The organism is Clostridium sp. RTP31139st1_H3_RTP31139_211217 (genome assembly GCF_040227035.1).
GTDB lineage: Bacteria > Bacillota > Clostridia > Clostridiales > Clostridiaceae > Clostridium > Clostridium saudiense.
Genome location: NZ_JBCOAB010000002.1, coordinates 128,090 through 154,574, shown reverse-complemented (window position 1 = coordinate 154,574; position 26,485 = coordinate 128,090). Strand labels below are relative to the sequence as shown.

The 26,485-nt window shown below is 26.1% G+C and carries 28 protein-coding genes and 2 pseudogenes; 8 read left to right on the top strand and 22 right to left on the bottom strand.

What is annotated here, in order from left to right:
• Positions 1-347 (bottom strand): annotated as a pseudogene (locus tag ABUA17_RS01725) (hypothetical protein); the annotation flags it as partial.
• 150 nt (positions 348-497) lie between these two features.
• Between ABUA17_RS01725 and ABUA17_RS01720 the strand changes: the two are divergent.
• Positions 498-1,016 carry an NUDIX domain-containing protein gene (locus ABUA17_RS01720; protein WP_042394179.1) on the top strand — a complete coding sequence of 173 codons (519 nt, stop codon included), beginning with the start codon at positions 498-500 and terminating at the stop codon, positions 1,014-1,016.
• Between the two features lie 48 nt (positions 1,017-1,064).
• Here the strand turns inward: ABUA17_RS01720 and ABUA17_RS01715 are convergent, their stop codons facing one another.
• The 3 genes from ABUA17_RS01715 to ABUA17_RS01705 all read right to left on the bottom strand — a co-directional run bounded on the left by ABUA17_RS01715 (position 1,065) and on the right by ABUA17_RS01705 (position 4,813).
• Entirely contained in the window at positions 1,065-2,168 is a 1,104-nt protein-coding gene (locus ABUA17_RS01715; protein WP_055274894.1) for a DHHW family protein, read from the bottom strand.
• A 10-nt stretch (positions 2,169-2,178) separates the two neighbouring features.
• A complete protein-coding gene (locus ABUA17_RS01710) occupies positions 2,179-3,555 on the bottom strand; it encodes an MBOAT family O-acyltransferase (RefSeq protein WP_055274892.1) in 1,377 nt (458 codons plus the stop codon).
• 112 nt (positions 3,556-3,667) lie between these two features.
• Entirely contained in the window at positions 3,668-4,813 is a 1,146-nt protein-coding gene (locus ABUA17_RS01705) for a tetratricopeptide repeat-containing glycosyltransferase family 2 protein (RefSeq protein ID WP_055274890.1), read from the bottom strand.
• Positions 4,814-4,989: 176 nt separating this feature from the next.
• Here ABUA17_RS01705 and nadA point away from each other — a divergent pair, with 176 nt between their 5' ends.
• From nadA to nadC, 3 genes are read left to right on the top strand one after another with little or no spacing between them, the layout of a single operon-like run.
• A complete protein-coding gene (gene nadA / locus ABUA17_RS01700; protein ID WP_042394190.1) occupies positions 4,990-5,895 on the top strand; it encodes a quinolinate synthase NadA in 906 nt (301 codons plus the stop codon).
• Positions 5,896-5,900: 5 nt separating this feature from the next.
• Positions 5,901-7,184, top strand: coding sequence for an L-aspartate oxidase (locus ABUA17_RS01695; protein ID WP_042394192.1), 1,284 nt, complete (start codon positions 5,901-5,903; stop codon positions 7,182-7,184).
• Positions 7,162-8,001 (top strand): carboxylating nicotinate-nucleotide diphosphorylase, encoded by an 840-nt coding sequence (gene nadC / locus ABUA17_RS01690; protein ID WP_055274887.1) that lies wholly within the window; start codon positions 7,162-7,164, stop codon positions 7,999-8,001. The genes ABUA17_RS01695 and nadC overlap by 23 nt, the downstream gene beginning before the upstream one ends.
• A 97-nt stretch (positions 8,002-8,098) precedes the next feature.
• Here nadC and nagZ read toward each other — a convergent pair whose 3' ends face one another.
• From nagZ to ABUA17_RS01670, 4 genes are all read right to left on the bottom strand, one after another.
• Positions 8,099-9,328: a beta-N-acetylhexosaminidase gene (nagZ, locus tag ABUA17_RS01685; RefSeq protein ID WP_055274885.1), complete on the bottom strand. Its 1,230-nt coding sequence runs from the start codon at positions 9,326-9,328 to the stop codon at positions 8,099-8,101.
• 30 nt (positions 9,329-9,358) lie between these two features.
• Positions 9,359-10,072, bottom strand: a complete 714-nt coding sequence (locus ABUA17_RS01680; protein WP_074431741.1) for a TIGR01906 family membrane protein — start codon at positions 10,070-10,072, stop codon at positions 9,359-9,361.
• 204 nt (positions 10,073-10,276) lie between these two features.
• The gene (locus ABUA17_RS01675) at positions 10,277-11,041 is read right to left on the bottom strand and encodes an MJ1433 family protein (protein ID WP_042394200.1); all 765 of its coding nucleotides are present in this window, start codon (positions 11,039-11,041) and stop codon (positions 10,277-10,279) included.
• Between the two features lie 156 nt (positions 11,042-11,197).
• Complete coding sequence (locus tag ABUA17_RS01670; RefSeq protein WP_172676131.1) at positions 11,198-11,353, bottom strand: hypothetical protein; 156 nt, start codon at positions 11,351-11,353, stop codon at positions 11,198-11,200.
• Between the two features lie 383 nt (positions 11,354-11,736).
• Between ABUA17_RS01670 and ABUA17_RS01665 the strand changes: the two genes are divergently transcribed.
• Positions 11,737-12,915 (top strand): AI-2E family transporter, encoded by a 1,179-nt coding sequence (locus tag ABUA17_RS01665; RefSeq protein ID WP_042394203.1) that lies wholly within the window; start codon positions 11,737-11,739, stop codon positions 12,913-12,915.
• Positions 12,916-13,100: 185 nt separating this feature from the next.
• On the opposite strand, the gene ABUA17_RS01660 is transcribed toward ABUA17_RS01665, so the two are convergent.
• Both ABUA17_RS01660 and ABUA17_RS01655 read right to left on the bottom strand, forming a co-directional pair.
• Positions 13,101-13,349, bottom strand: a complete 249-nt coding sequence (locus ABUA17_RS01660) for a hypothetical protein (protein WP_042394207.1) — start codon at positions 13,347-13,349, stop codon at positions 13,101-13,103.
• Positions 13,350-13,572: 223 nt separating this feature from the next.
• Entirely contained in the window at positions 13,573-13,722 is a 150-nt protein-coding gene (locus tag ABUA17_RS01655; RefSeq protein ID WP_172684755.1) for a hypothetical protein, read from the bottom strand.
• 318 nt (positions 13,723-14,040) lie between these two features.
• On the opposite strand from ABUA17_RS01655, the gene ABUA17_RS01650 reads away from it, so the two are divergent.
• A complete protein-coding gene (locus ABUA17_RS01650) occupies positions 14,041-15,942 on the top strand; it encodes a type I glutamate--ammonia ligase (protein WP_042394211.1) in 1,902 nt (633 codons plus the stop codon).
• Positions 15,943-16,004: 62 nt separating this feature from the next.
• On the opposite strand, the gene ABUA17_RS01645 is transcribed toward ABUA17_RS01650, so the two are convergent.
• The 6 genes from ABUA17_RS01645 to ABUA17_RS01620 all read right to left on the bottom strand — a co-directional run bounded on the left by ABUA17_RS01645 (position 16,005) and on the right by ABUA17_RS01620 (position 21,140).
• Positions 16,005-16,547 carry a hypothetical protein gene (locus ABUA17_RS01645; protein WP_042394213.1) on the bottom strand — a complete coding sequence of 181 codons (543 nt, stop codon included), beginning with the start codon at positions 16,545-16,547 and terminating at the stop codon, positions 16,005-16,007.
• Between the two features lie 145 nt (positions 16,548-16,692).
• Positions 16,693-17,316, bottom strand: coding sequence for a J domain-containing protein (locus ABUA17_RS01640; RefSeq protein WP_042394216.1), 624 nt, complete (start codon positions 17,314-17,316; stop codon positions 16,693-16,695).
• Between the two features lie 74 nt (positions 17,317-17,390).
• Positions 17,391-18,299, bottom strand: a complete 909-nt coding sequence (locus ABUA17_RS01635) for a DUF5685 family protein (protein WP_042394219.1) — start codon at positions 18,297-18,299, stop codon at positions 17,391-17,393.
• A 182-nt stretch (positions 18,300-18,481) separates the two neighbouring features.
• Positions 18,482-19,273: a TPM domain-containing protein gene (locus ABUA17_RS01630; protein WP_195951454.1), complete on the bottom strand. Its 792-nt coding sequence runs from the start codon at positions 19,271-19,273 to the stop codon at positions 18,482-18,484.
• A complete protein-coding gene (locus ABUA17_RS01625; protein WP_052330568.1) occupies positions 19,270-20,337 on the bottom strand; it encodes a TFIIB-type zinc ribbon-containing protein in 1,068 nt (355 codons plus the stop codon). Before ABUA17_RS01625 ends, ABUA17_RS01630 begins: the two co-directional genes overlap by 4 nt.
• A 542-nt stretch (positions 20,338-20,879) precedes the next feature.
• Positions 20,880-21,140 (bottom strand): hypothetical protein, encoded by a 261-nt coding sequence (locus ABUA17_RS01620; RefSeq protein ID WP_052330569.1) that lies wholly within the window; start codon positions 21,138-21,140, stop codon positions 20,880-20,882.
• 22 nt (positions 21,141-21,162) lie between these two features.
• On the opposite strand from ABUA17_RS01620, the pseudogene ABUA17_RS01615 reads away from it, so the two are divergent.
• Positions 21,163-21,438: pseudogene (locus ABUA17_RS01615) on the top strand (3D domain-containing protein); the annotation flags it as partial.
• Positions 21,439-21,547: 109 nt separating this feature from the next.
• On the opposite strand, the gene ABUA17_RS01610 reads toward ABUA17_RS01615, so the two are convergent.
• On the bottom strand, positions 21,548-22,051 hold the full coding sequence (locus ABUA17_RS01610) for a DUF4358 domain-containing protein (protein ID WP_055274877.1): 504 nt from the start codon (positions 22,049-22,051) through the stop codon (positions 21,548-21,550).
• A gap of 445 nt (positions 22,052-22,496) precedes the next feature.
• Here ABUA17_RS01610 and ABUA17_RS01605 point away from each other — a divergent pair, with 445 nt between their 5' ends.
• The gene (locus tag ABUA17_RS01605) at positions 22,497-23,147 is read left to right on the top strand and encodes an N-acetylmuramoyl-L-alanine amidase family protein (protein ID WP_243276004.1); all 651 of its coding nucleotides are present in this window, start codon (positions 22,497-22,499) and stop codon (positions 23,145-23,147) included.
• A gap of 60 nt (positions 23,148-23,207) precedes the next feature.
• Here ABUA17_RS01605 and ABUA17_RS01600 read toward each other — a convergent pair whose 3' ends face one another.
• The 5 genes from ABUA17_RS01600 to ABUA17_RS01580 form a co-directional block, all read right to left on the bottom strand.
• Entirely contained in the window at positions 23,208-23,435 is a 228-nt protein-coding gene (locus ABUA17_RS01600; protein WP_055291465.1) for a phage holin, read from the bottom strand.
• 168 nt (positions 23,436-23,603) lie between these two features.
• Positions 23,604-24,479: an aldose 1-epimerase family protein gene (locus tag ABUA17_RS01595; RefSeq protein ID WP_055291466.1), complete on the bottom strand. Its 876-nt coding sequence runs from the start codon at positions 24,477-24,479 to the stop codon at positions 23,604-23,606.
• A gap of 158 nt (positions 24,480-24,637) precedes the next feature.
• Positions 24,638-24,952 (bottom strand): rhodanese-like domain-containing protein, encoded by a 315-nt coding sequence (locus ABUA17_RS01590; RefSeq protein ID WP_195951453.1) that lies wholly within the window; start codon positions 24,950-24,952, stop codon positions 24,638-24,640.
• 68 nt (positions 24,953-25,020) lie between these two features.
• A complete protein-coding gene (locus tag ABUA17_RS01585; RefSeq protein ID WP_154820392.1) occupies positions 25,021-25,566 on the bottom strand; it encodes a class I SAM-dependent methyltransferase in 546 nt (181 codons plus the stop codon).
• 212 nt (positions 25,567-25,778) lie between these two features.
• Complete coding sequence (locus ABUA17_RS01580) at positions 25,779-26,261, bottom strand: hypothetical protein (RefSeq protein WP_195951452.1); 483 nt, start codon at positions 26,259-26,261, stop codon at positions 25,779-25,781.
• Between the last annotated feature and the right edge of the window lie 224 nt (positions 26,262-26,485).

Below are 26,485 nucleotides of genomic sequence, written 5' to 3'. Positions count from 1 at the left end.
GCTCCTGTTGCTCCTGTTGCTCCTCTTATTCCTTGTGGTCCTGTTGCTCCTGTTGCTCCTGTTGCTCCTGTTGCTCCTTTAAATCCTCTAGGACCCCTTGGACCTCTACATCCACGAATACATACGCAAGAACACTCATTTTTGTCTTTATCTTCTGAACATTCAAACTTATCATACATACTAGAATTCATTTCGTAAGACATATCATTACTTCCGTTATATTTATCCAACTGTTCATCTTCTAATTGTTCATCCTCTAGTTCATCATAAGAATGATAACTGCTTCTCCTACTCATTAATATATTTTTTCTTGACATATTATTTCTCATATTCCTATACATTGTCATCTTTTTCCTCCTTAGTATTAATAATCTTACTAAATTTTCCTATACTTTATATTATGTATATACCAATCTATTGTTACTTAATCTTTTACAAAAACATATATTTTTTATAAGGTATGATATAATAATCAATAAAACTATTCGGAGGCAACTATGAAATTTTATGAAAAAACTATTTCTAAAAAATTAATTTATTCTGGTAATTATTTGAAGATATCAAATATTGAAGTAGAACTTCCAAACGGAAAAATAACTACTAGAGATATTATCAATCACCCAGGAGCTTGTGCTATAATTCCATTTATAGACGATAATACAATTTTATTAATAGAACAATTCCGTAAACCATTGAATAAAACCATTTTAGAAATTCCAGCTGGAAAACTTAGTGAAAATGAATCTATTTTAGATTGCGCACATAGGGAACTTGAAGAAGAAACAGGCTATATAGCAGAAGAAATGACTTATCTAGGCAGTATTGCAACAGCTCCTGGATTTTGTGATGAAATTATTCATTTATTTAAGGCAACAAACTTATCATTAGGAAATAAATGTTGCGATGAAGATGAATTTACTGAAGTTAAATCTTTTAATTTAGATGAAGTAAAGTCAATGATTAAATCAGGTAAAATCATTGACACAAAGACAATTAGTATACTTGCATATCTATAAAAATATGCACTAATTCTTACTTATATGGATTAGTGCATATAAAACAAATCAATATTTAATTTTTAATATATTATTATCTGTAGCTAAATTTATAAAATTATATAAAATTATAATATTATCAAAATTATTTTCATTGATATAATCACTTATTTTACCATTAAAACTTCTTAAATCAATAACGTGTACTTCTTCAAAATTTTGTGTTAGAAATGGAACTAATGAATTTGCAAAAGAGTCTTTTATAACTAAGATATTTTTATTATTTTGCAACTTACTATTTTTTATTATAGTTAATGAATTATTTCCTCTTAAAAACAAAGAATATTTATCTCTCAATTCTGCTTTAGATATATCATAGATAGAATCATACTTTCTATCTCCAACAATATCCATTTCTAAATTATAAAACTCATAATATGTAAGTATATCTCCTTGTATATTAAATGGCTTAGCCTTAGAAAAATATGAACCATAAAACTCATCTAAAATAACACTATTATAGTTACTTAAATCTATAGGATAAAAACCTATTGATTCCATAAAATCACAATAAGCTAAATATGCACCATACGTTGTCCAATGATGATCTGTATTATAGTAAATATACTCATTTTTTTTATTTATAAACTCATCTAATACATTAATATTATTTGAATAAATTAACTTTGAATAAATTTTATTTATTATTTCAGTCTGATTAACTTGTTGTGATCCTTTAGGTAAATCTTCTCTGTATATCTCATATGAATTTGGAACAATCATTAAAGATACCTTATCAATATATTTTTCACTAAATTTACTTATAGCTTCGACATTATTTTTAAGTCTTTCTTCATTAAAAGAATCAAATTTTTCAAAAAGTCTTTTATTTCTCCCATATATAATTCCGTTATTTTCAATCTTTCCAAGTAAATATTCACTCATCGACTTTATACTTATCCATTCATCTCTTAATGGTATTTGATCATTTATATATTCCTCATATTCTTCTTGAAATTTTCCATTAATGAATTTTTCAACTGAAAACTTAGCCTTAGATTTTAAATTTCTATTTTCAAACTCTGAAAATATTTTATCTTTATCAAAAAAACTAATTACTGTTAATGTTAAAATAATTATTGTAAATCCGTATAATAAATATTTTCTTTTCATCAAACTCCCCCTAAAATCTGAAATATAGAAATGGATTATATGATGAATCAACTAAATAAGCTATTGATACTAAAAAGATCATAAGTATAATTACAGTATCAATTACATCATTTTTAATAAATTTCTTATATAATTTCTTAGGAAAACTAGTAGAAAATATAATTGCAATAATAAAAACTATAGCATAGTTTCTAAGATAATAAATCCATTCGTTACCTATATTAAAACTAAACATCTGTTTAAATAATAATTTTATTTGAGCTAAATCAACTACAGCAAACAATACCCATCCAATTAAAATAAAGAATATAGCATATATATGTGAAATAAACTTATTATTATTTAAAAATTTTAAGAGACCTGCCTTCTCAATACTTATTAATAAAAAAAAGTATAATCCCCATAATATAAAATTATAACTTGCCCCATGCCAAAATCCTGTTAAAAACCAAACAATAAATAAATTAAAATATAGTCTTACTTTCCTTACCCTATTACCACCTAATGGAATATAAACATATTCTTTAAACCATTGTCCTAATGTAATATGCCACCTTCTCCAAAATTCACTAATGCTTTTTGATTCATATGGATAATTAAAATTTATAGGGAAATTAAACCCCAATATTTTCCCAAGACCTATTGCCATAAGTGAATATCCACTAAAATCAAAATATATCTGTAATGCAAATGCTATTATACCCATCCAAGCAAGAATTGTACTTATATTACTAAATCCCATTACTTCAACTTCTGTCCAAAGGCTTCCTATATTATTTGCAATAATAACCTTGCTACTTAACCCTAAAATAAATAACCTTATTCCCTCTTGAATTGCATCTAAATTAACTTTTCTAGACTTCAATTCCCTATTTATATCAGTATATTTTACTATTGGCCCTGCTATAAGTTGCGGAAATAAACAAACAAATGCCCCAAAATCAATTATATTTTTCTCTGGTTTAACTTTTTTTAGAAATACATCTATCGTATATGACATAGTTTGAAAAGTATAAAAACTTATTCCTAAAGGTAATGTTATTTTTACATAACTAAGTGAGATATTAAAAATACTATTTATATTTTCTATAAAAAAATTAATATATTTAAAGAAAAATAAAATTACTATATTAAATGTTATCGATATACACAAAAGTATAATCCTAATCCTTTTACTTTTATTATTTTTATCGATACCAAGACTTATAAAATAATCTACAAATATAGATGCTAACATAAGTACAAAATACTTAGGCTCCCCCCACGAGTAGAAAACTAAACTTAATATTAATAAACTAAAATTTCTAAACTTTTTTGGTGTTAAAAAGTAAATACCCATAGAAATTGGTAAAAATCTAAATATAAATAAAATACTACTAAAAACCATTCTAGTCCCTCTTCCTTCATAATGTCTTCGAGTTTAGATTATAATAAAATTAAACTCGAAGACTTGTTCTTTAATTAGACAAATTATCCTAATGGTTTGTTCCCTTAATCTTTTATATATACTTGATATAATCACATGCCTTTAAAGGATATTCTAATGTAGGCGCTTTTGAATTTAATCTTTTATATGCATCTTCAAATATTTTCCTATTATATACTACCTTGTCAGAATCGCCCATAAAAGTTGCTGTTAGCTCATTAAAAAAATATGAACAATCAATTTTTCCTAAATTATAATAACAAACACAAAGCTGCAAGCTTGGAATCCAAGTATAATAAGCACTATTTGATAAAGATGGATTTCCCTTATCAGGTATACAATCTAACGCTGTTCTATACCAAAATATAGCTTGATTGATATTATTTTTCTCAAAAAAATATTCAGCTAAACTACAAACAATTTCAGCAGTAGGAGCGTCTATCTTAAATGCTTCAAAAACGATATCTGGTACCTTTTCTTTTTCATTTAATACTTTATAACAATTTATAATCCTAAAATAAGCTCCTTTTACATCCTCTATCCATCCTTGATTAGTTTCAATAAATTTTCTATATTCATCTATTGCTTCTTTATAATGCCCATTATCCATCAATTCATTAGCATAATAGTACATATCCCTTGGAGAAAATTTTTCATTCTTCTTCTCCATTTCCTTAAATATTTGAAAATTTCTATCGGTATATGCTTTAATTTTTCCATGCTCTATTGCAAAATCACCTTCTAATCCTCTTCCATATACCGCTAAATACTCATGAACCTTTCCTATCCACTTAAAATTTTTTTCTCTTTTAACAATTCTATTTCTTCTTAAAACAGAAGATACTTTACCCTCATTATTTCTTGCTAATATATATTCACCGCTTATATAATCATAACTAGTATCTAAATGTTCTAATAGATTTTCTATCTTAGTAATATCTTCACTATTTATAAAATCATCCCCATCTAACCATAGTATATAATCACTAGTAGCTTTTCTAAAAGAAAAATTTCTTGCAGCTGCAAAATCATTTATCCATTTAAAATCATATATCTTTGCATTAAAGCCTTTTGCAATTTCTTTAGTTTTATCTTTAGATCCTGTATCTACTATTATAATTTCGTTTATAAAAGACTTTACTGAATTTAAACATCTCTCTAAGGTTCTCTCTTCATCCTTAACTATCATACATAAACTTAAAGTAACTCTTTTTTTCATATATAATTCTTACCTCCAAAATACTACTTATATTATGATACGAATAATTTTTAAAAGATGTCCAAATTTATTATAATTTTACTTTTTTAATTAATTTTTCATCTATTGAAAGCTGTATATTTTTATGATAATCTAATGTATATACACATGTAAATAATTTAAGAGGAAGTGTGAAAATGAGCTTAAAAGAAGAAATATTAAAATTAAAAAAAGAAAAGAACGCATTAATAGTTGCTCATCTTTATCAATGTGATGAAATTCAAGAAATTGCCGACATAGTTGGTGATTCCTATTTTTTAAGTAAAAAAGCCATGGAAAGTGATAAAGATTTAATAATATTTTGTGGAGTAAAATTTATGGCTGAAAGTGCTAAAATACTTTCACCCCATAAAAAAGTTCTTATTCCTTCAAATGAAACAACCTGCCCTATGGCTGACATGGCTTTAGTTGATCGTTTAGAAAATTTAATGGACAAGCATCCTAATGCTAAAGTTGTGAGCTATATTAATTCTAATTTAGATATAAAGGCCTTATCAGATGTATGTGTTACATCATCATCTGCCATTGATATATTAAATAATCTTGATACAGAAGAAATAATTTTTTTACCTGATAGAAACTTAGGAAGCTACTTACAAGAACAGCTTCCTAATAAAAACTTTACTTTATATCAAGGCTTCTGCCCTACTCATGAAAGAATAGAAAAAGAGGAAATTATCGAACTAAAAAAGGAATATCCAGATTATCTCATTTTAGTTCATCCCGAATGTAACAAAGATGTTAGAGATTTAGCTGATTTTATAGGAAGTACATCTGAACTAATTAATTATAGTGCCTCTTCAAGTTCCAATGGATTTATTGTTGTAACCGAAGAAGGTGTATTATATGAAATGAAATTAAAAAGTCCTACTAAAACATTTATTACTACTAAAACAGGAATGATATGTCCTAATATGAAAAAAATATCTCTTAATGATTTATATAATTGTTTAAAAAATGAGGAATTTGAAGTTCATATTGACGAGGAACTTAGAGTAAAAGCTCATAAAGCCCTAGAAAATATGCATCTTCTATCTGTATAGCAATTATGAATTATGATGTTTTAATAGTTGGCACTGGTATTGCAGGCCTTTATACTGCACTTAATTTAAGAGATGATATTAGGATTTTAATGATTACTAAGAATTCCTTTAGAGACTGTAATAGTTATCTTGCTCAAGGTGGTATTTCAACTTCCCTTGGTCTTTTTGATGAAGAAAATTATTTTAATGATACAGTAAAAGCAGGAAATTATCATAATGATACTAAAGCTGTTAAATTATTAATAAAAAATTCAATTGAAAACATTAATACTTTAATTAAGCTTGGAGTACCATTCGATAAAACTAAAGAAAAATTAAATTATACACGCGAAGGTGGCCATAGTGAATTTAGAATTGTCCACGTTAAAGATGAAACTGGAAAGTCTGTAACCGAAACATTATTAAATATTGTATCTAAAAAAAGAAATATTACTATGCTTGAAAATACTGCATTAATAGATTTAATATGTAAAGATAATACATGCTATGGCGGTATTTTGAGAGATTCACATAGAACTTATAAAGTAAATAGTAAATTCACTATTTTGGCTACTGGTGGTATTGGGGGTATTTTTAATTCAACTACTAATGTTGAATATTTAACTGGTGATGGCTTAAATATTAGTTTAAAACATAATATTGAAATTAAAGATATGGAGTACTTGCAATTACATCCTACTGTATTATATGAACCTGATGTAAAGGGTAAAAAATTACTCTTATCAGAATCTTTGCGTGGTGAAGGCGGAATAATAGTTAACCAAAATAAAGAAGTATTTATTAATCCGTTACTTCCTAGAGATATTGTATCTACTTCAATATTAAATGAAATATCTAAAACTCCTACTAATCCTTATGTCTATCTTGATATGACAAAGAAATCTAAAGAATTTTTAATGTATAGATTTCCTTTTCTTTATAATGAATGCCTAAAAAGAGGCTATAAAATGGATAAAGATTTAATACCTATAGCTCCAGCCCATCATTATTGTATGGGTGGAATCAAAGTTGACTTATTCTCTAGAACATCAATGAATAATCTTTATGCCGTTGGTGAAGCTAGTTGTACTGGAGTTCATGGAAGTAATAGACTTGCTAGTAACTCATTACTGGAAGCTTTAGTATTTGCAAAGCAAGCATCTGAAAATATTAATTCTAAAATAAATGAAATTCATTATAAAGATATTATTTTTGAATCTGAATCTTATGCACTAGATTCTTATGACGAATTGATAAGCTATTTAAAAAGAAAGGTGGACAATAAATATGCTAAATTATTCAATTGTTGATAAAATAATAAAAAATGCACTAGAAGAAGATATTCCTTATGGAGATATTACTGCTTCTTCTGTTATAACTAGTGGATCTAAAGCAAAAGCTTCTCTCATTGCTAAAGAAGATGGAATTATTTGTGGATTACCTATTTTTCAAAGAGTATTTAATCTGCTAGGTGAAGTCGAGTTTACCGCCTTTATTAATGAAGGTTCTAATATTACTAAGGGTGATATAATAGGTGAAATTCAAGGAAATGCTCTTAATATTTTAATGGGTGAAAGAGTTGCTTTAAATTTACTTCAAAAGATGAGTGGAATTGCAACCTTAACTAATAAATATGTATCAAAACTTAAAGGTCTTAACACAAAGCTTTTAGATACACGAAAAACTACCCCTAACCTTAGAATATTAGAAAAATATGCTGTTAAGATTGGTGGTGGAAATAATCATCGTTTTTCACTATCTGATGGTATTTTAATAAAAGATAATCATATTGGATATGCAGGTAGCATAAAAAATGCAATTGCCTTAGCTAAAAGCAACTGCTCATTTGTAAGAAAAATAGAAGTAGAAACTGAATCAAAAGAAGAAGTTCTTGAAGCTCTTGATGCTGGTGCAGATATTATTATGCTTGATAATATGACCCCATCCCAAGCTAAAGAAATGGTTGAATTAATTGCTGGAAGAGCTATTACTGAATGCTCCGGTAATATAACATTAGAAACAGTTAGAAGTTATGCACTATCTGGTGTTGATTTCATTTCCTCCGGTGAATTAACCCATTCTGTTAAAGCTTTTGATATTTCTTTAAAGAATTTTACTAGAATATAATAATTAAAGTCGGTGTATGAAATAACATATATGCTGTTAAATAAACATGCTACAGTATATATTTATACTAAATACTTCATATTAACCGACTTTATTTTTAATAAAATAAATTATTAATTTTATTATTTATTTCTTCAATCCCTATTGAATTCATTTTAGTTGTGTCACTTAAATCATATTTATTTTTTAGTGATAAAATTCTATATACACTTTCATCTAATCTTTCTTCTGTAATCTCACCTGAATTAACAGCCTCACTAATAGAGGTCAATACCTTAATTTCATTATCATATCCATGACAAACTAATATTATATCTACGCCTGCATTAATAGCTTTTACAGAAGCTTCACCAATATCATAATTATCCATAATTGCTGCCATAGTCATATCATCTGATATAACCACACCCTTAAAGTTCATTTCATCCCTAAGAATATCTGAAACAATTTTCTTAGACATGGTAGCAGGATTTTCTGAATCTATATTTTTTAATAAAATATGAGATACCATAATTGCATCTGCTCCACTATTTATAGCATTTTGGAATGGAATAAACTCTAGCTCTTTTAGTTCATTTAAACTTTTTTCAACTAGTGGTAATCCATAATGTGAATCTACACTAGTATCTCCATGTCCTGGAAAATGCTTAACAACCGGAATAACATTATTTTCATTGATTCCTTTCATAACACTTATTCCTAAATTAGAAACAATATCTGCATCTCTACCAAATGCTCTACTTCCTATTACTGTATTATTAGGATTACTTAAAATATCTAATACCGGTGCATAATCCATATTATAACCCATTAATTTTAATTCATTAGCTATTATTTCTCCAACTTCATAACACATTTCTTTATTATTATATGCTCCAATAGAAAGACTTGATGGTAGTTTTAAAAACTCATTTGGAGTTCTAGAAACTACTCCCCCCTCCTCATCAACAGATATAAATAAAGGTATCTTATTATTCATATTAGATAATTTTATATTATTTATAAGTTCTGTAACTCCATTTAAGCTTTCAACATTATTTCCAAATAATATTACTCCTCCTATATACGAAGTTTTAATTAAATCATTTATATTTTCATCAACACTAGTACCATTAAAGCCAACAATCATTAATTGGCCAATTTTCTCGTTTATACTCATACTATCAATTAATTCTTTAATCTCATCTCTCTGCGTCTTAATTTCTTCTTTTTTATTTATATCATCTTGTAAATGTTCCTCTTCATTTCTCTTAGTATTATCCATGCATGCTATAAGAAGTATCAGCATAGTAAACAAAATTGCTGAAACTCCAATTTTCTTCTTCATACTTTTCCTTTCTTAGAATATATATTATTTCTATTTTATTATCATTTTTTCTGAATAAGAGAAAGCACTTCCCCTAACTATTTTTCTTTTATTAATTTTAATAATAACCGATATACTTAGTATTATAACCAAAATAATTAAAGCATATATTATAAACAACTCTTCTGGTAATGCATTTATAATAGGATCGGTACTAGGATCAAATATCCAATAATCATTATTAAATATAATCTTATGGAATAATGTAAAAGCCTTAGAAAAGTCTATTAAAATAGCTGCTATTATAAATCCAAAAAAGCAAATCAAAATATTTGCACCTAAATTAAGATTATTAATAATATTTATTTTAAACTCTTTTTTATTTTCTATTTTACTAAAAACGATATAACCAGTAATAAACAGCAAAAAAATTATTGATATAATTATAAGAACTATAAAAATATCTTTAACTTCTTTAAAATGAATTTTTCCATATTCACTCATAACAAAATTTGGTAAAACCAATTTTGAATCAAAAGGATTTTGTAGATAGTTAATAATCTTACTATAATTTAAAAATAAATCATTCGATGATATACCAGTTACAGAAACTAAATTATACTTTTCTATAATAATTTTATATATAAATTTCATATTTAATGCCATAATGGTTGAAATTGATATTATTGATATAGCTGTAAATATTCCCATAATAGTATTTACACTAAATTTTATTATATTACTTTTATTTAAATACCCTCTCATATCATCACCTCTCATCAATTATATCATATTCCACTTTACATTGTATTTTTATTTAATTATGTAATTATATAGTTTCAAAATGCACTATTCACTTTTTACAATAAAAAATGGCAAATTATAGATAAAATTCAATGTTTAATCTATAATTTACCATCAGTTTTATATCTTAAAAGTTATTATAATTTTTATGTATTATTTATATTATTATTTTATATTTTCTAAAAAACACTTATCTTTTTCTTTTTTATCTCTAGTATCAAATGGATTATTAATAAGCGCCTTACAATAAAGACTTGGATAATTTTTACTTAAATATTTCATATACTCAGCCCATTCGATTGTTAAATACTTATATACTGCCATTAAATCTTTTTCTATATGCATTATTTCATATCTTTCAATTTCATCACAATATCTTGTATCTAATTCTTCCTTTAAATGCATTATAGTCATTAACATTTCAGTAAATGTCTCGTGCTCTAATAAATTCCCATTTGAAATTAAATTAATAAGTAAATCCTTATTATCATCTAATTTATTTTTTATATCTCCTAAATTTATTTTATCAATATTTAGTTCATAATCATAATTTAAAATATCTTCGTGCAATTTAGAAAAAGATTGATCATTCCATGTATCAGAGTTTATAGTTCTATGATTAGCCATTACTCCATGTGCATCACCTTTAACTATATCTGATAATAACTTAGTTCCAAGCTCTGTATAAAATAATCCAATAAGCATATTAAGCTTTTCTAATAAATGCTCTTTCTCTCTTCTTTCTAATATCCTCTCAATTACAATTGTAGTTAAAAATACTTCTAAAGGTATAAATGCAATATCCGCAAATAAAAAAATCATCGTATGATGCACATCTTTAAAAATTACAACATGTAAGTAGTGTAGTAATATTGATAGTATTACAAGTCCAGATCCTATCAATATTGTTTCTTTTGTTCTTTTACTCAAATTTTATCCTCCATATACTACTAGTAAATTTATATAAGATATAGTATATCAGCTTGTTTATTAGTAGTAAAGTTATGTTATACGTTATCATAGAGACTGTATCTTTTTAGATACAGTCAACTCTTTATTTATTCAACACGTATTTTTTATTCTACTTTATTGTAACTCATCTTCATCATAATGATTTGATACAAATACATCTGAAGGATCAATTCCAAGTTCCTCACAAGCCTGACTCAAATTACATCCCATTTCATCCATATATTTAGCGACATATGCATTAACATCAATTTGTGAATAAACATTTTCCATACCAAATTCCTCCTAAAAATCACTTAATTATTATCTGTTTTGATAATTTTATTTTTGTGTATCAAAATAACTATTATTTCTAATACTGATTCTATTATATATAATGTTTTAAAAAAATATTCCTTTCTTACCATCTCCCTTTATTTAATATTTTGAAAAAATTCTGATAATTAGTATTTTCAACCTATCTTCTAGATTTCCTTCTAAAAAATATTTTTATTGGTATTACTTTTTAGATTTTATTATTTTCTACTATAAATTACTTAGTTTTTCACTTTATTTGATAAATTTACAAATAAATAATAATTAATCCTTAAATTTAATTTACTTATGTTATACTATATCTTATATAAAATAATAAAATTTTTGAAGGGTGGTAAGTCATGAAAATACACTTTGATAAAAAGCTATTGAAGTATTCAATATATGTCACTTTAACAGCTATAGCTATATTTTTAGCTTTAACTATAATGTCCAATATAGGGACAATATTTACAACTATTTTTTCTATTATCGGAAATTGCCTTAGCTTGATAAAACCTCTGCTTATTGCAATAATAATTGCCTATTTACTCTTTCCCTTAACAAGGAGCATAGAGAATTTTTTAAGAACTAATACTATTTATAAAGTAAAAAAGCAAGGAAACAGAAGAATGATTGCAATTATATCTTCCTATCTTCTTATAATTGCTATAGTATTAGCTATTATTTGGGGAATTTACTTTATGATAGGCGGTCAATTATCTAAAAGCACAACGCTTACTAACATAATAAATGATATATCTTCATATTTAAATTCCAATTCATTTACAACATCATCAATAAAATCAACTTTAGAGAATTTAAATATTTCATTTATTGATAAACTAGAACCTTATATAATTCAAATTGTTGATACTGTTCAAAAATATATAATTAATAACCTTGGATTAATGACATCTAATATAATGTCTATAGGAAGTAGTATTGCTACATTCTTTATATCAATTATCATAAGCATATATATCCTAAAAGATTCTGAATACTTTATTGGTCTTTGGAAAAAACTTTATTCTTTAATATTTAAAGATACTGTTGCAGGTAAAAAATGCTCTGAAATTTTTTCAATAATCAATGATGTATTTTCAAAATTTATCCGTGGGCAATTATTAGAAGGCTTCTGTGTGGGTGCACTATCTGCAATTGCGCTATCAATTGCTAGAATAGATTATGCAGTTGTTATAGGTATTATTGCTGGTATATGCAATATGATTCCTTATGTAGGTCCTATTGTTGGAACAATATTAGCAGCCGTAATGGGATTATTAAGTGGAAGCCCTATAAAAGTATTATATGCAATAATAGCAATGCTTGTAGTTCAACAAATTGATAATAATTTTTTAGCTCCAAAAATAGTTGGGCAAAGCGTAGGACTTCATGCGGTATTTACTATGATGGCTATTTTAATAGGTGGTAATATAGGTGGATTAATCGGAATGCTAATTGCAGTTCCAATTGCAGCTTCTATAAGAGTTATATTTAATAAATGGTACGATAATTACACATCTTCTAGAATTAACTAAATTATATATTAATTAAATTTACTAATTTAATACTTATTATGAAAAACTGCATTAAGAAATTGAAGCAAATACAATAAGCTTCAACTCTTTAGCAGTTTTTCTTTTAATAAGATTATAAAGTCTTAAGTAAAATCATATAATTTATAGATTTGATATGATTTAGCTTTTAATTTTATACATTAAAACTATATTAAACAACTTAAAAGCATAACCAATAATCCACTTCCAATAACAATTTTATCTCTATCTATTTTATCATTTCTTAATGCGGAATCTAAAAATCCTAGCACTATTATTATACTACCTACATATAATAGTATGTCCCCATACTTTATAAAAAATATTTTCGATACAAGTATACTTATTACTAATGCTAAAATAACACTTCCTCCAATAAATATTTCATCCTTTAGTCTTTTAAAATATACCCCCATCTTTATTCCCCCTAATATAAATTTTACTTATTAACGATTTCTCACCTTCTACTTTTCTTTTTATCAATTAATAAAATATATTTTTAATAATTTATCATTATTATTTATTTATATATATTATTTTATCATATATATATTCTATTTTCAAAATTTTTACAATTATTCTTATTATAAAAAAATCCTTTATATAGATATATTTAGCATCTATATAAAGGATTTTTAATTATGTATCTAATTTAGTTATCGTTCTCTTACCATCGCATATCCATCTTATTTTATTATTGCATTTATCACATGTAATAATTCCATTAGCTTCACACTCTGGTTCTTCAAATATAATTTCCCCACACTTAGGACATAAAACTTTTTCCATAATCAACCACTTCCTTCTTAAGTACTAATTTTAATATATTAATTATTTTTATTTTAACCTTTTTATACAAATTTAAACAGTTCTTTATATAAGTATATAAAATTTATGCTATAATTTGTAAATAAGAATAATTTACAAAAAAATTGATATTTTATTATAATATATCAATAAATGTATTGACATAATTAACAAATTTATAATAAAATCACTATAAGGAATTTCCGAATGTTTTTAAACTTTTACCATCTATCATTCGACTAATATAAGAAAGGATGTGAGTATATTTCATAGCGTTTTAACTGTTGTGAAATTAAGCTTATGATTGATAACTTACTTTATACCATACCAAAAGAAAATCATACAAAAGAACAAGTAAAAGAAATATTAACTAACCATCCCGAAATCAAATTTGTTTCATTTGTTGGAATTGACCTTTCAGGAAATGATACTGATGAAAAAATACCAGTAAACTTATTTTTAGATGATCTTGACTCATTCCTTCATGGAGTTGCAGTTCAAACTGATGGTTCATCAGTTGTTTTACCTGGAATCGCCACATTAAATAATGCAAAAGTAGATATGATTGCTGACTTACATAGCAAATGGTTTGTTGATTACAATTATGATTTTATAGATTCTGCAACAAATAAACCAGTTGGTACATTAAGAATTCCATGTTTCTTATATCACGATAATAAACCTGTGGATTCTAGAAATATTTTACACAATGCAGTTAAAACATTTAAAGATACTTTATGGAATATATTTGATACAAATCCTGAAGTATTAGATATTTATGACATAAAAAAAGATGATATAGATGAAATAGTTATTACTTCTGCTACTGAATTAGAATTTTGGGTTAAAACTCCAAACAGTGATGCAGAATTAGAAGAATTATCTACTTCTCAAGTACTTCATGAACAATACTGGACAAGAACTAAAGGTAAAGTTCGTACTGCTTTAGAAGAAACTTTACTATTAATGGAAGCTTACGGATTTGAACCAGAAATGGGACATAAAGAAGTTGGTGGAGTTAGAGCTAAATTAGATTCTTCTGGTAATTTTGATCATGTAATGGAACAAATTGAAGTTGATTGGAAATATTCTGATGCAGTTCAAGCAGCTGATAATGAATTATTCATTAAAATATTAGTTCAAGAAACTTATAGAAGATATGGATTAGATGTTACATTTATGGCTAAACCCCTTGATGGTGTTGCTGGTTCAGGTATGCATGTACATTTAGGAATTAGCTTAAAACTTAAAAATGGTAAGAGAATTAACTTATTCCATACAACTAAAGATCACTTCTTAAGTGTTCTTGGATATGGATCTCTTATGGGATTACTTAAAAACTATGAAGTTATGAATCCATTTATATCTTCAACTAATAACTCATTAAAAAGATTAAAACCTGGATTTGAAGCACCAGTTTGTATAGTTACTTCTCTTGGATTATCTCCAAGTAATCCTTCGAGAAATAGATCTATATTAGTTGGTCTTATTAGAGATTTAGCTAATCCTTTAGCTACAAGATTTGAACTTCGTTCACCAAATCCACATTCAAATGCTTATATAACTATAGCTGTATGTTATATGGCAATGCTTGATGGTATTCTTTATGCGGTTAACAATAAAAAGACTGATGATGAGCTTTTAGCTGAACTTTCAAAAGAATATGGTGAAGAAGCCGATTACTTAGAAAAAGATAGAAAATATAGAGCTGAAGAAGATGTATTTGAAGACTTTACTGAAGAAGAAAGAAATAAATACTTCAGCAAAGCACCAGCAACAATCTATGAAAACATTACTGCATTAGATAGATATCCTGAAAAAGTAGAAGTTTTAAAGAGAAATGATGTGCTAACAGATCAACTTATTAACAGTTTTAGAATGGCAACTATTAAGAGATGGAAAATGGAAATATCTCATAGAATAGTAAATAAATTTACTGCTGAAATCAGAGCTTGTAAATGCCTTCATGATGCAAATAAAGCACTAGATTTAGACTTAACTAACTGGACTAAAATTCACGAATTAAGATTATATATCATGAAGGATACTAATTTTACAAAATCTCTTTTCACAAGACTTAAAGACGCAATTGTGGAGAACAATTTAGAGCTTGCTTCTGATTTATATTTAGAATTAGAAGATAAAATGAGCTTATTAAGAAATATGTACTCTTCATATAAAAAGAATCTTTTAGATATTTAGCAAAAAAAGAACTGCCAAATGGCAGTTCTTTTTTTACTAATCTTCTCTATCCTTAAATGCTTCTAGTACTTTTTGTGTATTCTCTCCATATAAAATGTAATAATCATTGTCATAGCATAATCATAAATTAAGAAAACTGGTTGTGCTATTATCCATAATATAATAGATGCAATAGCTTTTGTTGAAGTATCAAATAACCTAGAAACTATAGTTTCTAATCCTGTTATTACATTTATACCTAATATATTTTGCATTATTAAAAATCCAATAATAAAGGCTATATTGAAGAATACTAATTTTAATAGTATTTCTAATTTTTCTTTTCTTAATCTCTCTATAAAAAACTTTATTATTCCAAATACACCAAAGAAAATAAAATATAACAATGATATGTTAATTGGAACCAAGAAAAAAGCTATTAAACTAGATGCTATATAGACAAAAATTGATGTTTGTACATCACTTCTTATAATACAAATAGGTATTATTGCTGAAGCAATAGTTAATATTGCTAATGTACTTATTGGTAAAAAAGCCGCTAAATATAAAACTATAGTAGTTAATGCAACTAAAATCCCCCCAAGAGCTATATTCTTTGCCTTCATAAAACCGCCCCTTTCATACAGTTAATAGTTAGTAGTTAATAGTTATAGAAACTATTACATTGTTTCTTAAAATACATTCTTAAATTCAACCCAAGTTGAATTTATTCATTAACTATTAACTCAAAACTATTAACTTCTAACTATCCTAACAACATCCTATTAAATCTCCACCAAAGCATTCACATAATGAATCTAAACACCATAAATTCATACAACAATCACAAGTATCCATATTTCCACTTGAAGTTCTATATGTTTGACTATATCCACGACTTCTTGAATTTAATTGATTTAATGCTTGCCTATATTCAAAATTATTTGGATCCATATTACATGCCTTTTGAATATTATTATATGCTGACTCAAACCATCCTTTTGCAAGCATAACATTTCCATATAAATAATACCATTCAGCATCTCTATCTCTAATAGCATTAAGCTTTGATTCTGCTACTGAAATACTCCTCATTTGAATTAAACTTCTAATCTCTGCATAAATTGGAGCATTGCTACTATAAGAACTATATCCTGAATTATAATTTGTGTTATATCCATTAGATGAAGCATTATAGCTTGAATCTCCACCATTATTATTCTTTAACATATCATATGCCTTATTTACTTCAGCAAGCTTTTCCTGTGCTAAATCCTTAAGTGGATTATCTACATATTGATCTGGATGATATTGTTTTACTAACTTCCTATAAGCTGATTTAATTTCTTCTTGAGAAGCCCCTGGCTTTACTCCTAATACCTCATATGGATTCATTTTTAAAACACTCCTTTTTATCCTTTATGTATATTTTTTATAACCGTATATTTTCAGAATAACTTTCTTAATCTTTATGAATTAAATTTTAAATTTCCTTTTTCTTTACAGCTACAATTATTAACTATCTTTTCATACTTATCCATCATTCCAAGACTAATTATATTTTCAAGTATTGCTTTGTTTCTTTTTAATGGTAATTTATCTAATGATTCCTTACAATTATATCCACAATTCAATATAGTAAATTCCATTCGCGGCTTTATTTCCAGCATTAGCTCATCATAACTTTTATTTTCCTTATTATATAAAAAGTTTATTGGATTAAATTTATTTTTCTCCATATCTTCCTTTAAATCATCTAATGCATCTATTAAATATATCCACTTTCCTAATGCATATCCTAGATCATAAAGTGCATACCTAATATTTTCACAATCGCCTTCAAAATTTTCTGGATATAACTCTAAAATTTTAGCAACTATTAAACTAAATGGATGAGAAATTTCATCTATAGATTCAAAATTTTTATTTTCCTCTAAGTTAGATAATAAATTTAAATTTTCTTCTATTATATCATTAACTTTCGTAACATTTCTGTTAAATTTTCTTTTATATGGTGATAATGCTGTACTTTCTAACTTACTTTTTATACTTTTATCATCATTCACATCATCAATCAACTTATAATATACTAATGAAACATTCATTGCAGCTGTATATTCTAATGCCTTATTATCTATAATCATTGGCTTTTTCTTTAATGGATGAGCCATACATCTTTTAAAGTCAATTTTAGGAGTCTCATTATGTAATGCATCTAATAATAATCCTAAGAATGCCATATCATAATTTAAAGTTAACCTTGGTAGATTTCCAAAAGTATCTTTAATATGCATACAGACACCACAATAATATCCTCTAAACATTTCATATTCTCTAATTTTAAGCTCTGGTTTCAGTGGAGTTACATAACCAAACAAATAATCACTCCTTTATGCTATTCTCATTTTATAACCTTAGTATAGTTTATTTGTATTTATTTATCAATTTATCATAAACTTTTTAATTAATACTGTATGAAAAAATAAAACTGTACAAAAATAACATGTTTAAATAAAATTATCCATGTTATTTTTTATACAGTCATAAAGTTTATTTATTTTTAAAAGCTTCCTCCGCCTCCACCATGAGTATTTCCACTACTTGAAGTATGAGTTGAACTTCCTCCACTACTACTATTATTTCTCTCTATTTTTGTTTTTGAAGTGTACGTACTAATAAATCTATCCTTTTTTCTAGTAAAAACTATTGAGTTACGATCAACATAATTTGCTGTAGAAATAGATTTTGAATTTTTATAAGAATTAACAACTAATAAAGATACTACACTAGCTACTATTAATCCAGCTCCTAATCCAATAAAAATAACTTTTTGAGTACGTTCAGCCTCATTATAAGTATATTGCCCTGCTGGTATACCTTCTTCTGCATAATAATTTATATCATTTATAAATTCATTACATCCTTCAAAATAATCTGCATTTTTTAATTGCGTTGTTATATCATCAACTATATTCTGTATTCTACTATCTGTGAAATATTTTATAGCCTCTCCCGAAGTTGATATCCATACCTTTCTATCGTCCATATCTATTAACAATAATAAGCCACTTTTATCTTCTCCAACACCATATCCATTATAATCAAAATAATCATCAGCATAATCCATTTGGCTTTTACCATCTAAATCATTAGATGTTACTATAACAGCATCCATATTATACTGTTCTTTAAAACTTGCTAAATCTTCTCTTAATTGTTGTTCTTCCTCACTTGATAAAAGATTAGCATCATCAACTACAAAATTTATATCTGCACTTACTATAGTTACAAAGGATAATAGCAAGACAAGTGAACTAATAAAAGGTACCATTTTCTTTTTTATATTAATCATATAAACATCCCTCCTATTAATACAACTAAAAATACCAAAATAAATACTATCGCAAACAATATTGCTATTTTACCTTTTGACACTGGTAATGAGCCAAACACCTTTCCTGTTTGACCATTCATTGCAAATATATAATTTTTATCTCCTGAACTATATGTCATCATCCAAACAGGCATCAATGCATATTGACAAGATGTTTTATTAAACCTTTCATTTGTTCCAACAATATCAACAGTTGAATATCCACTTATAGAATTTCTCAATATATCATTTGTTCCCATTCTTATTTTACCTTCAATTAAAGGTAAAACTTGCTCCTTACCTCTATCATATTTTTCTGAAAAAAATCCTGGTAAATATGCTATTGAAAAATCTTTAAGCTCTCTATCATCATAAGGCTCAATACTTTCCATAACATTATCATCCATTTTACTTGATGCATTATGAGGAACATTATTAAAATTCAAATTTGCTTCTCTATATACATGATATACGTCTGTTTTAGTATATCTATAATCACCACTTACCCAAGTATTTATTCTTTTACATCTAGCACTCATTTCCCCAGTAACATTAGAAGTAACTAACCAAAATGGAATATAGATACCTGTAATTTTCTCTAATTGTTTATAGGATGAAAACTCCTTAGGCAAAAACCATTTTTTCTTACTCCATTTCAAGAAATTCTCAATTGCAGTTTCCTTATTAACTTTAAATGGCATAACTTTAGATGGCTTAAACTCGCCTTTAAACTTATCATTTAACACAACTGGCCCATGGCAATAACAACAAAATGTTGCTGTTGTTGTTTTATCACATACTATTTCAGCGCCACATCTTGGACATGAATAACTTGCTGTGTTTTCCTCTAAATTACTCCATTCATCATTATATTCTTCATCTAAAATTTCTTCCGTTATATGATCTTTATTTTCATTATTTAAACGTTCTATATCGCCCACTGTAAACTCACTCATACAAAAATCACATTTTCCTTTTTGCAAAGTAGGATCAAAGTTAATTTCTGCACCACAATTTGGGCACTTATATGTTATAGCGGCCATTATATTCCCCCTAATACTAATTTATATATATATCTATCTTATTAATATACATATTCTATTAATTATATCACATATTTTTACATAATATTCTAACACTCCTATATATTCTCTCTCAAATTTTATAGAACAATACTTTTGAATTTGTCCACATTTTTTCAAAAAATTATACCTAAATTAATTATAATATTTAAGGAATTTAATCATATTTTTCCCATTTATTTTTTCTTGACTTTTCTTTAGCGATATGTTTTAATCTCTTGAATTTAAAGTATTACAACCACTTTTCTATATTATTCCTTTTTACTTCTTCCATTTTATTCATTCCCATTATAAACCATGTTGGTTTGACATCATTTTTTATATATAGTATAACCTTGTTGCAGGGCGAAGGAATTAAATTAATAATCTTGGAGGTGTATTTTTCTGTTTAAGAAAATTATAGTTTTAACAACTTCACTTGCTATATCACTATTTGGTATAAATGAATTTTCTGCACAAGCAAGTGTTTTAAATAAAAGTGCACAAAAAGTTGTTAATGTAAGTTATTTAGATAAAAATGATATAAGCTCAAATACTAATATATATGAATATAATAATGATATTACTACTGATAATATTAATGATAATACTCGTAGTGTTACTAATGAAAATATTATTAATGATATAAATATCTCTAATAAAAACTTAGAAGAAGAAAAGGCTAAAGAAATTGAAGAATCTAGCTCAAAAGAAGACGAATCTACTTCTGAATCTTTAGAAGATAGTGAATGTGTTGCAAATACTACTAATGATGAAACTACCAACTATAAAGCAGTATATACAATGGTAAGTACTGCGTATACAGGTGATACAATTACCTATACAGGCACTACCCCTGTCCGTGATCCCAATGGTATTAGTACCATTGCAGTAGATCCATCTATAATTCCTTTAGGTTCAAAAGTTTATATACCTGGATATGGTATGGCTATTGCTGCTGATACAGGTGGTGCAATTAAAGGTAACAAAATAGATTTATTTTTAAACTCAGAAAATGATTGTATAAACTGGGGAGTGCAAACTGTATCATTATACATTATTGCTTATCCTGGAGAATGGTAAAACTCAAGTTAACTTAACATTTTTTATTATTAACAAAATAAAGGAGTATATTATACTATATATCATCACTAAAGATATATAAATATAAAATACTCCTTTTATTTACTTATTATTTAATCAAATCATTATATTTAGCTTCTATATTATCCTTAATCTCACTATTTAAAATAAATAATGATACTAAATCTCCATTAACTTCAATTGTTGCATTCTCTGCAGCTTCTAAATATTCAGGATATAAATGGCCAGCTAGTAGATCTTGAATATATTCTTCTAATGAAGCCTTTACACTATCAACTTTTCCCTCTTTTGCTTTTACTACTATTATAGCATCTTGTTGTGCTGTCACACCTGGAACTAATATTCCATAATCGACTATATCTTCTAAATTTAAATGATATATATCTTTAGCCATCTCATCATCAACCATTGTTGGCATCATAAATAATTCTTCTTCACTTAATTTTTCTACAACTTCCTTTGCTGATACAGAAGATGTTTGCCCTGTCCCCTGCTCAACACTTTGATTATTACCGTTGTTTGCTTTTCCACAACCTGTTAATGTTGCACCTACCATAATTGCAATTAAAGCACTTACTAATATTTTTTTCATTTTTGATAACCTCACTTTTATTAATTTTCTTTTGTTAACATATTAATTAGACTATTATGTCCTATAAATTGTTCCTTGCTTTAAAAAATTTTTTCAAATTTATTTTTGCTTATATTTATTTACATTTTTTGGTAATTTATTTATACTTATAAGTGACAATCTAAATCTCATCTAAATATTTTATACTTAATTAATAAATCAAATTTGACTAAAATTCTAAATTCAACTTAGTTTAAACTATACATAGTATCCTTATTCGCTATGTAAAAAGCTAATTTCATTTAAATAATATTTTGTAGAGGTGGTTTAAATAAATAAGGATTCATTTAACTTAAACTACAGAAGAAAAATGCTTTACAAAAAGAAAAAAAAACGTCAAAGAAGAATAATAGTAGCATTTACTACTATAATACTATTTATATCTATAGTCCCCTTAATAATTATTATGTCAAATAAAAATAAAACTATTGCTACTTTTAACTTAGCAATACCTAAAATCGAAGAATCACCTCCATATGTGGTTTGTATTGATCCAGGTCATGGAGATTGGGATTACGGAGCTATTAGTCCTAATGGCACTGCTGAAAAAGATATTACCTTAGCTATTTCATTAAAATTAGGTGAACTACTAGAAAATGATGATAGATTTAAAGTAATTTATACAAGGTCAAATGATGAAATAGATTGGTTAGAAACCGCAAATGATAGTTTGAAAGAGCGTATAAATATATCAAAAATATGTAATGCTGATATATTTATTTCAATCCATTGTAACTATAGTTCTGATTCTAAAGAAATATCTGGAGTTGAAACTTGGTACAATCCTAACGATGAAAATAGCTTAAACCTATCAAAATACCTTCAACAAGCATTAATAGATTTAAATTACACAACTAATAGAGGTGTTCGTTCTTATGTCTCTGGAGAAGAACTTGCTGTTTTAGAATTAAATACAAATACTTCTTCATTAATTGAATTAGGCTTTTTAAGTAATTCTTCGGATGAAAAATACCTTTCATCTAAATTAGGCCAATCTGAATGTGCTAAAGCTCTCTACGAAGCAATTGTTGAATATAGAGATGATACTATTGAATAATAAAAGACCACAATAATATAAGCTTTAAACTATATTATTGTGGTTCATTTTCTATTCTACCTATTGTTTTTCTTCTTCAGCTTTTTTATCATCCAAATATCCTTTAGCTTCAGTAGTTGGATTACTTATAATTCCAGCAGCAATTAAAACCGCAAGGATAGCATTTGTTATTTGTGTATATTCTTCAGGTACAAAATTAACACCAAATGCATTTAATAAAATACCAATTAAAGAAAACAAAGATAACCATAGTCCATAATTCTTAAATCTAGACCAATCTATTTTCATAATATCTCCACCTCCTTTATACTATTAAGATATTCCTAAACGCTTTCTATGTTCTGTAAATTTAAATTTATTTTATACTTTATTAAATTTAAGTAAAATTATTTTTACTCATCAAAAAAAGCCTAAATAATAAGAGTAATCCTTAATTATTTAGGCTTTTTTAAATAACTATTTTATTGTAACTGTATAAGCACTATTAAATACTTGTCCTACTTTTAACTTTTCTATTCCTTCTTTATCCTTAAGTTCACCAGTAAAATCTTCAAAATCGGCATGTCCATACCATGGTTCAATGCATACAAACGGAGCTCCTGTTACTTTTGTCCATAATCCCATATAAGGAAAACCTGTGAAATCCATAGTTACGCACTTGTCATGATTAACTGATTTTAAGCTAATTTTATTAGATTTTAAATTATCAAAAACTAATGCATCGTCTTTAAATACATCAAAACTTAAATTAATAATATTATCATTATTTAAATATTCTTTTCTTTCTTTTTTAATGTATCCATCCTTGTTGATAATCATTATATCAGTTGTTTCCTTTTCATTAAATTCAAAATAATAATCATTTATTATTTCCCCACCTTTTATTGGACACATAAATGCCGGATGAGCTCCTATTGAAAAATAAATAGTCTTATCATCTTTATTTTCAACTGTATAAGCCGTTGTAACACCATCTTGAACTAATGAATAAGTAATCTTCAAAGAAAATTTATAAGGATATATTTTTAATGTATCCTCTGAATAAGGTAATTCAAATACTAATTTATTATCTGTTTTTTCTACTAATTCAAATTTACGAACTCTAGCCAATCCATGTTGTGGTAAGTTATATTCTTTACCATCAACTCTATATATACCATCTTTCACCTTTCCAACTATAGGAAATAAAACTGGCGCATGATATCCCCAATAATTTTTATTCCCATTCCATAAATATTCTGTACCATCCTTTTTAGATGTAATACTATTAAGCTCTGCCCCATGAGTGCTTGCAACAATTTTAATATTTTCATTTTCTAGTGTATATAACATTCTCATCACTCCTTATATCCTATTAATTTAAACGTTATCTTAATATATTATATAATATTTAACATATTATTTTAATATGCAAAATCAAAAAATGTATTTAAAACAGTAAATATTAATTATTTACTATTTTAAATACATTATTTTTAAATACATTATTTTTAAACTATTTTACCATCATACCCTAAAATACCTTGTCCTAAATTATAAAGGTTATTAAATCCTTCTTCTTCTAAAATTTGACATACTAAAGCACTCTTATGCCCTGCCTTGCAATAAACTAAAATAGGTTTATCTATATTTTCTTTCAAATCTTCAATTTCCCATTCTAATTCTTCAACTGGTATATTTATTGCATTAGGAATCCTTCCTGACTTATATTCACTAAATCTTCTTACATCTATAATTACTAATTCACTACAATTTTCAATTAATTTATTAGCCTCTTTACTACTAATTGACTTAAATGAACTCATGCTTACACCTCTTTTGAATTATTCATTTAAACTAATTATAGTAATAATACTTATTATTTTCAAGCTTCTTATTTATTAAATGGTTTTACAGCATCAATAATAATTGATACCATTCCTAATTTTCCTCTAGAATTTCTGTTATCAAATCTATAACTTCTACATATCTTTCCTTTAGATTCATCCCACTCCTTATAATGAAAATCCCCTTGTTCATCACAATATTCTAAAAGAGTTACCTCAAATCCTGCTTCTTCAAAAACTTTTACTAAAGTCTTATAATCATATACCATTTTATGCTCTGCTGCTGGATGAGCTTCATGCCCTGGTCCTCCTACTTTAATCATGCTTTGATATAAAGCATTTTTAAAATTCTTATCTGGAACAGCACATCTAACATAGCCACCTGGTTTTAAAAATTTGTAGCAATTTTCTGCTGCTTTTATTCCATCTTCTAAAGATAAATGTTCCCAAACATGTTCTGCTAATATTGCTTCAATTTCTTCATTTTCCTTCAACCTTTCCCATTGTTCTAAATTTAACAAATTTAATTCATTTTCTTGAGTAGAGACCCATCCATTATATTTTGTTTTTCCAGCCCCAACAATTATTTTCATAACCATTTCCCCCTTAATATACTATAAATGCCTATCTAAACATTATTAATATAGTTATATATGTTTAAAATTTATATATATGTATTAATAGTTATTTTTTACCAATAAATCCAATTATATATATTTTATACCATAAAGACCGATATAGTAAATATCTTTTATTACTTTTTATCAAAAAAACAGTCCTAATATATACACTTATATTAGGACCTTTAAGAATGCAATACCTCGAAATTAATTGTAGTACCTAACAAAATTAACAAAATAGCTATTACACTTTTATAAGCATTTTCAATTTCTTTTTCATTTCTCTCATCTCCAGTTTGCGATGAAGCAGTTCTATAATTATTAAATATTACTCCTGTAAAAATAGATGTTACAAATAAATATATAATATTCGCATTTTTAGGCACTTCTGATAAATCCCCAATTAAATCCGAATAATTACTCTCATTTAATTGATCTAATATTTGAACTTTTTGCCACCCTAGATATTTTATATTTAAAATTGATGCATATATTATTAAATATACTCCAAATAAAGATAAATCTAAAATTCCAATTTGATTAAGTAACTCTGCTTTTTCTTCTTCAGTAGTACTACTACTATTATTATTACTGTTCTCATTATTTTTTTTATAGCAACTATTTTTCTTATTAATTTTAGCTTCTTTTTTACTGTTAGATTTTTTCATAAAGTCATCTCTTTTAATACTTACATTGTATATATTATTCCAATTTAATACTCTCTGTTAACATTATCCTCAAGACTAACCTCTAATATTTACTACTTAATTTCGAAACTTATCTCTATATATAAATTCTTCAATATTATTTAAATAAATCTTCAATTATTTACTGTTATTTACAATCAAATTGTCATTTTGGAATTGATTCCAATGATTTTTTGATAAATAGT